Source organism: Kitasatospora kazusensis (assembly GCF_039529945.1).
In the GTDB taxonomy this organism is placed as follows: Bacteria; Actinomycetota; Actinomycetes; order Streptomycetales; family Streptomycetaceae; genus Kitasatospora; species Kitasatospora kazusensis.
Genome location: NZ_BAAANT010000005.1, coordinates 231,662 through 241,938 on the forward strand (window position 1 = coordinate 231,662; position 10,277 = coordinate 241,938).

9 protein-coding genes are annotated in these 10,277 nt (G+C 69.8%); 5 read left to right on the plus strand and 4 right to left on the minus strand.

Annotated elements, in window-relative coordinates:
• Positions 1 to 85: 85 nt before the first annotated feature.
• Positions 86 to 1,108: an EamA family transporter gene (locus ABD330_RS07140; RefSeq protein ID WP_344461945.1), complete on the plus strand. Its 1,023-nt coding sequence runs from the start codon at positions 86 to 88 to the stop codon at positions 1,106 to 1,108.
• 388 nt (positions 1,109 to 1,496) lie between these two features.
• The gene (locus ABD330_RS07145) at positions 1,497 to 2,576 is read left to right on the plus strand and encodes a sugar ABC transporter substrate-binding protein (RefSeq protein ID WP_344461947.1); all 1,080 of its coding nucleotides are present in this window, start codon (positions 1,497 to 1,499) and stop codon (positions 2,574 to 2,576) included.
• 50 nt (positions 2,577 to 2,626) lie between these two features.
• On the opposite strand, the gene ABD330_RS07150 is transcribed toward ABD330_RS07145, so the two are convergent.
• On the minus strand, positions 2,627 to 3,235 hold the full coding sequence (locus ABD330_RS07150; RefSeq protein WP_344461949.1) for a hypothetical protein: 609 nt from the start codon (positions 3,233 to 3,235) through the stop codon (positions 2,627 to 2,629).
• Positions 3,236 to 3,440: 205 nt separating this feature from the next.
• Here ABD330_RS07150 and ABD330_RS07155 point away from each other — a divergent pair, with 205 nt between their 5' ends.
• A complete protein-coding gene (locus tag ABD330_RS07155; protein ID WP_344461986.1) occupies positions 3,441 to 4,217 on the plus strand; it encodes a GNAT family N-acetyltransferase in 777 nt (258 codons plus the stop codon).
• Between the two features lie 92 nt (positions 4,218 to 4,309).
• Here ABD330_RS07155 and ABD330_RS07160 read toward each other — a convergent pair whose 3' ends face one another.
• From ABD330_RS07160 to ABD330_RS07170, 3 genes are all read right to left on the minus strand, one after another.
• Complete coding sequence (locus ABD330_RS07160) at positions 4,310 to 5,149, minus strand: SAM-dependent methyltransferase (protein WP_344461951.1); 840 nt, start codon at positions 5,147 to 5,149, stop codon at positions 4,310 to 4,312.
• 181 nt (positions 5,150 to 5,330) lie between these two features.
• On the minus strand, positions 5,331 to 7,895 hold the full coding sequence (locus ABD330_RS07165) for a collagenase (protein ID WP_344461953.1): 2,565 nt from the start codon (positions 7,893 to 7,895) through the stop codon (positions 5,331 to 5,333).
• Positions 7,896 to 8,235: 340 nt separating this feature from the next.
• Positions 8,236 to 9,234: a Scr1 family TA system antitoxin-like transcriptional regulator gene (locus tag ABD330_RS07170; RefSeq protein ID WP_344461955.1), complete on the minus strand. Its 999-nt coding sequence runs from the start codon at positions 9,232 to 9,234 to the stop codon at positions 8,236 to 8,238.
• A 249-nt stretch (positions 9,235 to 9,483) separates the two neighbouring features.
• On the opposite strand from ABD330_RS07170, the gene ABD330_RS07175 reads away from it, so the two are divergent.
• Positions 9,484 to 9,948, plus strand: a complete 465-nt coding sequence (locus ABD330_RS07175; protein ID WP_344461957.1) for an ATP-binding protein — start codon at positions 9,484 to 9,486, stop codon at positions 9,946 to 9,948.
• Positions 9,945 to 10,187 carry a hypothetical protein gene (locus ABD330_RS07180; protein WP_344461959.1) on the plus strand — a complete coding sequence of 81 codons (243 nt, stop codon included), beginning with the start codon at positions 9,945 to 9,947 and terminating at the stop codon, positions 10,185 to 10,187. The genes ABD330_RS07175 and ABD330_RS07180 overlap by 4 nt, the downstream gene beginning before the upstream one ends.
• The last annotated feature ends 90 nt before the right edge of the window (positions 10,188 to 10,277 follow it).

A 10,277-nucleotide genomic window follows, 5' to 3' on the forward strand; every position in this document is an offset into this window, starting at 1 on the left:
GCCGGTGCACTCGCGCCGGGCGGGTCGACTGTGGTGCCATACGCCCTACAGGAGCGATGTACAGGACCAAACCCCGGAGAGACAGATGACAGCGGCGTCACCGCAGCCCACCGCCGACTCGGCCCGCCCAGATCCCTCCCCCTCGCCCGCCGACGCCTCCCCGCCCGGCCCGGACACACCCGGCCCGGACACACCCGGCCCAGAGACGCCCGGCTCCGGCGCGCCCGTCCGGACCTCCGGCCGGACCTGGGCCGCGCTGGGCATCGTCTACGTGGTGTGGGGCTCGACCTACCTCGGCATCCGCATCGTGGTCGAGACGATGCCGCCGTTCCTGGCCGCCGGCGCGCGCTTCGTCACGGCCGGCCTGCTGCTGGCGGCACTGGTCGCCTGGCGCCAGGGCCCGGGGGCGCTCCGGGTGACCGGGCGCGAACTGGGCTCCGCCGCACTGGTGGGCCTGATGCTGCTGTTCGGTGGCAACGGCCTGATCTCGCTCGCCGAGCGCTCGGTGCCCTCCGGGCTGGCCGCACTGCTGGTGGCGGCGGTGCCGCTGTGGGTCGTGGTGCTGCGGCGGATGACCGGGCAGCGCACCTCGCGGAGCACGGTCGCCGGGGTACTGGTGGGCCTGGTGGGGCTCGGGGTGCTGACGGTGCCCGGACTGAGCGGCCAGGTGAAGCTGCTCGGCGTGCTGATCGTGTTCGGCGCGACCCTGCTCTGGACCGGCGGCTCGTTCCTGGCGTCACGCCTGCCGATGCCCGCGAACGCGCTGAGCGCCAGCGCGTACGAGATGGTCGCCGGTGGCCTGGGCTGTCTGGCGCTGGCCGCCGTCCGGGGTGAGCCGCAGGCACTGCACGTGTCGGCGATCTCGACCGGCTCCTGGATCGCGCTGGCCTACCTGGTGGTCTTCGGCTCGCTGGTCGCCTTCACCGCGTACGCCTGGCTGCTCCAGACCGCGCCGCTGCCGCTGGTGGCGACGTACGCGTACGTGAACCCGGTGGTCGCCGTCTTCCTCGGCTGGCTGGTCCTGGGCGAGCGGCTGACCTGGCCCATCCTGCTGGGCGGCGCCATCGTGGTGGGCGGGGTCTGCCTGGTCGTCCGTACGGAGCACTGAGCGCTCGGCACTCAGCACCGCAGGCACCGAGCGCCGAGCGCATCGGCCACGACGCCCCCTGGCCGGACAGCCAGGGGGAGGTTCGTCCGGAATCCGGACCCTGGGAACCCTTTACCTCCGGGGCGGCCGCCGGGCAGATGCTTCGTATTCGCACCACCCTTGCCACGACGGCCCGGAGTTGATGCGCGTAGAGTTGAAGAGTTGTCGATATCACAGTCCGAGTTGCGGAATCTGTGCAGGAAAAGTCTCCACAGACCTCCAACAAGGTAACGACTTGACCAGCATGACTGTCCGAAATGGTTTAATTGTTGACGCCAAGTCGACGCTCCAGCTTGACTCCCTCCTCTAGCCGCGACGTTGCGGCGCACTCAGGGAGGCACCACCCACCATGAACGCGATGACGCGTCGGACCATCGCCGCCACGGCCACCGTCTCGATGGCACTGACTCTGGCCGCCTGCGGGCAGAGCGGCAGCAGCTCGAAGTCGGCGAGCACCAAGACGATCGGCCTGCTGCTCCCCGAGAAGGCCTCCTCGTCCCGCTACGAGTCGTTCGACAAGCCGCTGATCGAGGCCTCGATCAGCGGCCTCTGCAAGTGCGTCGTCGACTACTCGAACGCGAACGGCGAGGAGATCACCCAGAAGCAGCAGTTCGACGCGCTGCTGGCCAAGGGCGTCAAGGTGATCCTGCTGGACCCGGTCAACGCGCAGAACACCGCCTCGTGGGTGGACGAGGCCGCCGCCAAGGGCACCAAGGTCATCGCGTACGACCGGCTCGCCGCCGGGAAGGTCGCCGCGTACGTGTCCTTCGACAACGAGCGCACCGGCGAGATGCAGGGCCAGGCACTGCTGGACGCGCTCGGCTCCAAGGCCGGCGACGCCCAGGTCGTGATGATCAACGGCGCCGCGTCCGACCCGAACGCCGCGAGCTTCAAGGCCGGTGCCCACAAGGCCCTGGACGGCAAGGTCAAGAGCATCGCCTACGAGCAGTCCGGCGACTGGAAGCCCGACGTGGCCGCCCAGAAGATGACCGAGGCGATCCACAGCCTCGGCAAGAGCGGCATCCAGGCGGTGTACTCCGCCAACGACGGCATGGCCACCTCGATCATCCAGACGCTCCAGGCCAACGGCATGAACAACGTCCCGGTCGGCGGCCAGGACGCCTCGGTCGACGCCGTCCGCCGGGTGATCTCGGGCGAGCAGGCCTACACCATCTACAAGCCGTACAAGCCGGAGGCGGACGCCGCCGCCGACATCGCCGTCTACCTGCTGGAAGGCCTGGACGCGACCTCGGTGGCCAGCACGGTCGTCAACAGCGGCGGCATCCAGGTCCCGTCGATGCTGCTCACCCCCCTGGTGGTCACCAAGCCGACGGTCGCCCGGACCGTGATAGCCGGCGGGCTCTACCAGGCGTCGGACCTCTGCAACCAGCAGTACGCGGACGCCTGCTCCCAGATCGGCATCAAGTAGCGGTGGCGGCCCGGCGGGTTGGCCGCCCGCCCCCCGGGGGGCCGGGACGGCTACCCCGTCTGCCGGATCGAAGCGGCCGTCAGCACACCGTTGGCGACGGTGTAGGTGCCCTGGTACTGCTTGACCGTGCCGTCCGTCTGGGTCGCGAAGAGGACGGCCTGGACCTGCGAGGCGCCGAAATCGCTCACCGTGCCGAGCGTGATGCTCGCGGTGGTGGAGAACCCGGCCACGTACTGGGCGTAGGTCTCACCGGCGATGTTGCTCCCGCCGAGGGCCCAGGCCGCCGCGTAGTCGTGGTTGGTGATGTCCTGGTAGTACTGCGAGACCACCGCCGAGGCGTTGGTGAGGTGCGGGACGGCCGCCGTCGGCGTGGCGGGTACGGTGGCGACGGCGGTGCGGGTCACCGTGACGACCGGCGCCGGGGTGACGACGGGGGCCGGGGTCACCACGCGCGTCGCCGTGACGACCGGAGTCGGCGTCACCACCGGCGCGGGCGTCGGGGCCTGGGTGGTGACGGTCACGGTGGGCGTCGGGCGGTTCGCGGGTGAGGCGGGACCGGAAGCGGCCGAGCCGGTGGTGGTCGAGCCTCCGCACGCGGCGACGGCGGCCAGCACACCGGCCGCCACTCCTGCGGCGAGCGCCGTTCTGTTGGCTCTCATGCCGGATCCTCGGACGGGATCTCAGGTGGGATCCCTCGGGTGGAGTTCCTCGGGTGGGATGCGCATTTCATCCTAGTTCGCCCCCGCCGCATTCTCCTGGCGTACGGGCCGCGCCGAACCCGCGCGGCGGCCCGGCGCGACCGAGCCCGGCAACGCGGGTAATCCGCTGGCCGCGTTCCCGGCCCGGTGCTGGAATGAGCGGATGATGGATCATGCGGAAGTTCTCGCCCTGTTCGACCAGCAGCTGAGGCTGGACGCCCCCGCCGACTCCGCGCACTCCCTGGTCGAGCGGTCCGGCGGCGTGGTGCGGCACGTCGCGACCGACGGCGCCTGGAACGGGGTGATCTGGTCCGGCCTGGACGAGGACACCGCGGATGCCGAGATCGCCGCGCAGGTGCGGTACTTCAGCGCGCTGGGCGACGAGTTCGAGTGGAAGACGTACGCGCACGACCGGCCCGCCGACCTCGGCGGCCGGCTGCTGGCGGCCGGGTTCACCGCCGAGCCCGAGGAGACCCTGATGGTCGCCCGGATCGGCGACCTGCCCACCCGGGTCGAGCTGCCCGAGGGCGTCCGCCTGCACGAGGTGACCGACCCGGCCGGTGTCGCGCTGGTCGCCGAGGTGCACGAGCAGGCGTTCGGCACCAGCAGCACCCGGCTGCACGCCCGGCTGCTCGCCCAGCTGGAGCAGCGCCCGGACACGGTCAGCATGACCGTCGCGATGGCCGGTGACCGACCGGTCTGCGCGGCCCGGATGGAGCTCTACCCGGGCACCGAGTTCGCCGGCCTGTGGGGCGGCGGCACCCTCCCCGCCTGGCGCGGGAAGGGCATCTACCGAGCCCTGGTCGCCCACCGCGCGGCCCTCGCCGCCGGGCTCGGCTACCGCTACCTCCAGGTCGACGCCTCCGACCGGAGCCGCCCGATCCTGCAACGCCTGGGCTTCGCCGCCCTGAGCGTCACCACCCCGTACCTGTACACGCCTTAGCCGCGCACACGCCCGGGCCGCGCGGCCGGCCCGCCGCCCGGCAGCCCGGCAGCCCGGCAGCCCGACCGCGCCCAGGCGGCAGGTCAGGCTGGTCAGGCGGTCTTGCGCGCGACGCCGGCCCAGTAGTACGCGGCCTCGGGGTTCACCGGCGGCTCGCCGTCGGGGCGCCAGGCCATGACCGGGACGATCCCCGGTTCCAGCAGCTCCCAGTCGGCGAAGAAGCGGCCGACGCCGTCCCGGGTGCGGGGCACCAGGGTCATCCGCCCCTCGCCCTCGGCGTCGACCACCGCACCGACGGCGCCGGGGTCGAAGTCCGCCGTGACGTGCGAGATGGCGACGCAGCTGCCGACCGGGAGGGCGTCCAGGACGACCCGGACCTGCTGCCACGGGTCCTCCGCGTCGGCGACCAGCATCAGGACGCCGAGCAGCATCAGGCCCACCGGCTGCTCCAGGTCGAGGACCTCGCGCAGGGTGGGGTGGTCGAGGATCGCCTTCGGGTCGCGCAGGTCGGCGTGCAGGTAGGCCGTCCGGCCGCCCGGGGTGCTGCTCATCAGCGCGCGGGCGTGGGCGAGCACGATCGGGTCGTTGTCGACGTAGACCACCCGGGCGGTCTCGTCGGCGAGCTGGGCGACCTCGTGGGTGTTGCCCTCGGTCGGGATGCCCGTCCCGATGTCGAGGAACTGGTGGATCCCCTGCTCACGGACCATGTGCCGGACGGCGCGGCCGAGGAAACGGCGGTTCTCCCGGGCCATCGTGCGGATGGTCGGGATCAGCCGCTCGACGGCGTCGCCGAGTTCGCGGTCCGGGGCGAAGTTGGTCTTCCCGCCCAGCCAGTGGTCGTACATCCGGGCCGAGTGGGCCACCGTGGTGTCGATGGCGGGAGGCTCCCAGTCGGGCTCCGACTCCGTCCGAGCCCACAGTTCGTTCGACATTCGCGCCTCCACGGTGATGATCACCAAGCCTCCCACGGGATCTGAGACGGCGACAAGCCCGTGCAGATGAACCGGATCGAACGACTCCGGGCGGGCCCGATCGGTGATGATCGGTCCCGCCCGGTCACGCCGTGTGCCGACGATCGGTGTCAGCAGTCAACATCGGTGTTCTGTGCCGGTATCAGTACGCGGTGGTGATCCGCACCCCGCCGAAGCCCTGGTGGGCGTAGAGGCTGATGTAGTTGGCTCCGGCGTGCGGGTTCTTGACCGTGAGCGACTCGGTGTTGCCGTTGTGCACCGACTTCGCCGAGTAGTTGCTGCTGGTGGCCCAGCCGCTCGGGCTGAAGTACAGGTCGGCGTTGCCGGTGCCGCCCGAGGCGCTGATCTTCAGCTGCTTCACCCCGGCCGGGAGGTACACGTACAGGTAGCTGTAGTTGCCGGTGGCCGCCGCCTGGTTGCTGCGCGCGCAGTTCTGCCCCAGCAGCCGGGTGTCGTTGTCACCGCACTCCGGGAGGCCCACGACGGTGACGGCCTGGGTGGCCGTGGCGGTGGCGCCCTGGTTGTCGGTGACGGTCAGCGAGACGGTGTAGGTGCCCGCCTTGGCGTACGTCTTGGACGGGTTGGCGGCGGTGGAGGTGGTGCCGTCACCGAAGTTCCAGACCCGGGAGGCGATGGTGCCGTCCGCGTCGGTGGAGGCGTCGGTGAAGTTCACGGCCAGCCCGTTCACCACGGCCGCGATCGCGGCGGTCGGCGGCTGGTTGCCCTGGTTCAGGCTGCCGCAGTTGCCGACCGAGCAGGCCGCCAGGAAGCTCGCCCAGTCGGCGTCGTAACGGGTGCCGATGGTGGTGTTGAACAGCGTCTGGGCGGCGGCCCAGTTGCCGGCCCGGAAGTAGCCGAGCATGGTGTCGACGTCCGCACGGTGCGACTGGAGCATGTAACGGACCGCCAGGTAGCCCCAGTTGTAGATCCGGGTCTGGTCGGCGTTGTCATAGGTGGTGCCGAACAGGGTGCTCAGCTTGTACGTGCCCAGGCCGGCCTGGGTGCGGGCGTCGGTGTAGTCGACGTTCCGGTAGGAGTAGGAGATGTACTCGGCGAAGCCTTCGATCCACCAGACGGTCGGCATGCTGGTCGCGGCGTTGAAGTCGCCGTAGGTGTCGAACCGGCCGTCCAGGTAGTGGGTGTACTCGTGGTTGAGGTTCCAGATCGAGAAGTCGGGGACCCACTCGGCGTGGTAGGCGACGAAACGCGGCTGGTTGCCGACGGCGGAGGGGTCGCCCTCCATGTACATCCCGCCGTTGTCGGTGCTCATCGCGAAGATGATCCCGGCGTAACGCTTGTAGTCCGCGCTGGAGTTGAAGACATCAACCTCGATGGCCGAGTTGTGGTCGTTCGCCACCGGACCGTTGTCGCGCACGAGGCTGTGGAAGTAGGCGTCCTGGTTGCGCAGGCTGGTGCAGGTGCTGGCGAGCTGGTCGGCGGTCATCGCCTGGGCGACGATCGTGATGCTCGGACTGCAGACGTAACGGATCGTCAGGACTGCCGTGTGCAGACGGTTCGCGAGATCGCAGGCGCCGAAGTACGAGCAGTTCGCCTGGTCGTACGCGTCGACCTGGCCGGCCACGCCGACCCAGAGCGAGGAGGCCGGGCCGGTCATCGCGGACCGGTCCATCAGGTCCTTCGCCAATGGCCGTACGGTGGACAGCAGTTCGGGGTGCTGGAGGAAGCGGCTCAGCTCGATGCCGGCATTGGACGCCAGGTAGTCCTGGGCGGTGCCGAGCAACGCGCTGTTGTTGACGGCGAAGTCGTGCAGCAGGGTGAGGATGCCCGGGTCCGCCTGGACGGCGGGCAGGAAGTCCGGCTGCTGGTGGCCGCGCCAGAGCACGGTGTACACGTTGTTGACAGCGTTGGACATCGAGTAGGAGCTGTTCCAGGAGCTGTTGTACCCGGAGAGCAGGCGCTCCACGACCGGCAGGTAGCGGGCGTTCTCACCGGCGCTGTCGATCAGCGTGACGGCCTCGGAGAGCGTCGCGCCGTTGGCCTCGGTGACGTCCCGCGAGTGCTGGTTGCCGTAGAACCCGTCGAGCCCGCCACGGATCGCGGTCTGCAACGTGCCGCCGTACGTGCCCACGTCCGTGGGGTGGTTCCACTGGACGTAGTAACCGGCGCGCAGGAAGACCACGAGCTGGCCGACGCCGGTGCTGTCGTCACCCGGGTAGGAGACGGAGGCGTCCCGCAGCGCGTTGGCCACGCTCACCATCTGCGGCTCCTGGAAGACCGCGCGGGCGGTCGGACCGGTGACGGTGAACAGCGAGTTGATGCAGTCCAGGGGCGAGGACTCGACCAGCTGGACGAGCGCAGCGCCGCTCACGTTGCCGAAGTCACCGGCCGCGCAGGCCGCCGCGACGGCGGCGTGCGCAGTGGCGGCCGCACGGGCGTCCGGGCGGACGGAGGGCTGGAGCGGCGAACGGTGGGCGGCGGCATCCGGCTTCCCGGTCGAACGTCCCTCCTCGGCAGCGGACTTGGCGAGCACCGTGGCAGCGGACGGCTGCGGGGCGAGGCCGGGACGGGCGGTGGGCGTGGGAGCCGGGGCCTTGCCGCTCTTACCGCCGGACGGGGCGGTGAGCGTACTCGCCTGGGCGGCGGGCGCGAAGAGGGCTATGCCGAGACAGCACGCCAGGAGCGCGGTCAGAAATCTGCCGAGCTGTTGCCGTAGGAGCACGGCTTGCCGCGTAGGGGCGGTCTTCATGTGGGGGGCCTCCCGGCCGGTCTGCGGCCGCGCGTAGGGGCGCGGCCATGATGATGCGGACCGTGTCAGCAGCGGGTGTTGGGGTGATTCCCGTTCTGTCGTGCACACGGTGGGGAGTGTGACATGTACCATTGCATACATCACATGGCTGCGAAAGAGTCACGCGCCGTCCACTTCTCCCGGCTACCGCCCGCTGACTTTCCGTCATCCCCCTCCGGCGCGGAGCGTCACCCGCCACCCCTCACCGGCACTCCCCCGGTCCACCGCGACCTGCGGAACCGTGCCCGGACAGCAGGATGCCGCCGTCGGTACACCGACGGCGGCATCCTGAACGCTCTTCTCAACCTCCGACGGGGAACTCCCCGCCACGCACGCCCGCGACGAACGCCCGCCAGGCGTCAGCGGCGAAGAGCAACGCCGGACCCTCGGGATCCTTCGAGTCACGCACCGGCATCAGACCAGCAAAACCATCCGCGACCTCGACACAGTCGCCGCCGTTACCACCGCTGTAGGTCGACTTCCGCCACGGTGCGCCGGAGAGGTCAGGTGTGGTGGTGCTCATGTTGAGAAGTCCCTTCATCGCGCTGCGGATCAGGTGCGCTGACTCACGAGCCGGAAGTGCGTCCGCCCTCAGCCGATCATAGGCACGTTCGCAATCCCTGACCACGTTCGGCGCCTCCACGAAGTGCCCGTGATCGAGGCTCTCCGAGTAGATCCGTTGTGTCCCGTCGGGCGATGCTACGAGGATCATTGCGGTATCGAACGGGACCCGCTCTCCGAGGCTGAGCGGCGCTATCTGAATGACGACGTTCGGCCGCCGCCCCATCACCAATAGGTGGCAGAGCTGTTCGTGCATAACCTCGGGGCCACCAACCATCCGCCGGATAGCGCTTTCATCCAACACTGCGATGAGGGTGGGTGCGTCATCGCTGAACAGGCGTTGCTGACGACTCATTCGCGCAGCTACACGTTCCTCGATCAGCACGGGCTTGTCCTCTCCGACAGCTCGTGCGATCAGAGCTCTCGCATACGATTCCGTCTGCAACAGGCCGTGGACCAGGGAGACCTGGTAAGTACGAATGGTGTCGGCCTCGGATTCCAGCTTGGCGTAGCGCCGGAACCAGTCCGGGTGCTCGACCTTGCGGTACCAGTCGACCCTCTCCCACATCCCGTACAACCGCCCGCCTGTGCCGAGCACCCGCTCGCACGCCTTCACGAACTCCGCCGACGGCACGCGCGTCGCGGCCTCGACGCGGGTGACCTGCGTCCGGTGGCACGGGATGAGGGCGGCCAGCTCACCCTGGGAGAGCCCGGCGGCCTCCCGGGCGTCACCGAGCATGGCTCCGAACAGCTCGGCGGAGCTTCCGAGTCCGTGAGAGACGGGCAGACGACGGACCATGTGCGAACCCCCAGGTTCCAGGGATCGGGTGGAACTTCTGATCTCTCGTCACGGTACTCGCGGCACGCCATGCTGGTCACCGGAACGCAGCAATGCGCTCACTTTGAGTGAGTGCCAGGCGCTCGGGCATCTGCTGCCCGGAATCGCGTTCTCGTCCCCCATGACCATACGGCCGGAGGTAGATCCGCGATGCCCGAGACGATCGACAGAGCACTCGCCGAGGCGGGCGCGGAAGGCTGCTGGCTGCCGCGCAGTCAGCAGTCGCCACGCTTCGCCCGGCGGCTGCTGCGTGGGCTGCTGGCCGAGGTGGAGGGCGGACACCGGTTCGCCGGGGCAGGCGAGCTGCTGCTCTCCGAACTCGTCTCCAATGCGCTCGAACACGCCGACACACCAGGCAGGTTGATCTGGGTGGGCCTGGAGGTCGATGTCACCCGGCTGCGGATCGAGGTGCACGACGCGAGCCCGGTCCGGCCGGTGCTCCGCGAGGTCTACGACGACGAGCGGCGCGGGCGCGGGCTGGTGCTGGTCGAGCGGCTGTCGACCCGTTGGGGCTGCTGCCCACGGGCCGGCGGGATCGGGAAGATCGTCTGGTGCGAGTGCGGACACGAGAACGCTTCCGGCCCGGCGGCGGGAGACGCGGAGGCCGGGCGGTGAGCAGCAGCGTGGCACAGAGCAGGCGAATGCTCGAATTCGCGCTCCACCTCACCCGGCACACCGACGGCTTCACCTGGATCAGCCAACGCCCGGGCGGCGGCTACCGTCTGGTCGCGCCCGTACCGGCCGATCTCGACGCCGTCACCCACCTCGCGGTCCTGGCCGCACTGGCCGGCGCCGACCGGTACGGCCACCGCTACACATCGACCGCCCAGTCCATCTGGGCCGAACTCGACTGACAGTGATGATGTTCGTGGTGATGTTGCCGGTGGGTCTGACCCATCGACTGACTGACGCTTCAGCTGTCCTGTTTCGGATTTGTCGGCTCA

Coding starts and splice junctions, on each gene's coding strand:
- ABD330_RS07160 (WP_344461951.1), bottom strand. CDS start 5,149: ATGTCGAACGAACTGTGGGCTCGGACGGAGTCGGAGCCCGACTGGGAG.
- ABD330_RS07170 (WP_344461955.1), bottom strand. CDS start 9,234: ATGCTCGGTGACGCCCGGGAGGCCGCCGGGCTCTCCCAGGGTGAGCTG.
- ABD330_RS07165 (WP_344461953.1), bottom strand. CDS start 7,895: ATGAAGACCGCCCCTACGCGGCAAGCCGTGCTCCTACGGCAACAGCTC.
- ABD330_RS07145 (WP_344461947.1), top strand. CDS start 1,497: ATGAACGCGATGACGCGTCGGACCATCGCCGCCACGGCCACCGTCTCG.
- ABD330_RS07155 (WP_344461986.1), top strand. CDS start 3,441: ATGGATCATGCGGAAGTTCTCGCCCTGTTCGACCAGCAGCTGAGGCTG.
- ABD330_RS07175 (WP_344461957.1), top strand. CDS start 9,484: ATGCCCGAGACGATCGACAGAGCACTCGCCGAGGCGGGCGCGGAAGGC.
- ABD330_RS07150 (WP_344461949.1), bottom strand. CDS start 3,235: ATGAGAGCCAACAGAACGGCGCTCGCCGCAGGAGTGGCGGCCGGTGTG.
- ABD330_RS07140 (WP_344461945.1), top strand. CDS start 86: ATGACAGCGGCGTCACCGCAGCCCACCGCCGACTCGGCCCGCCCAGAT.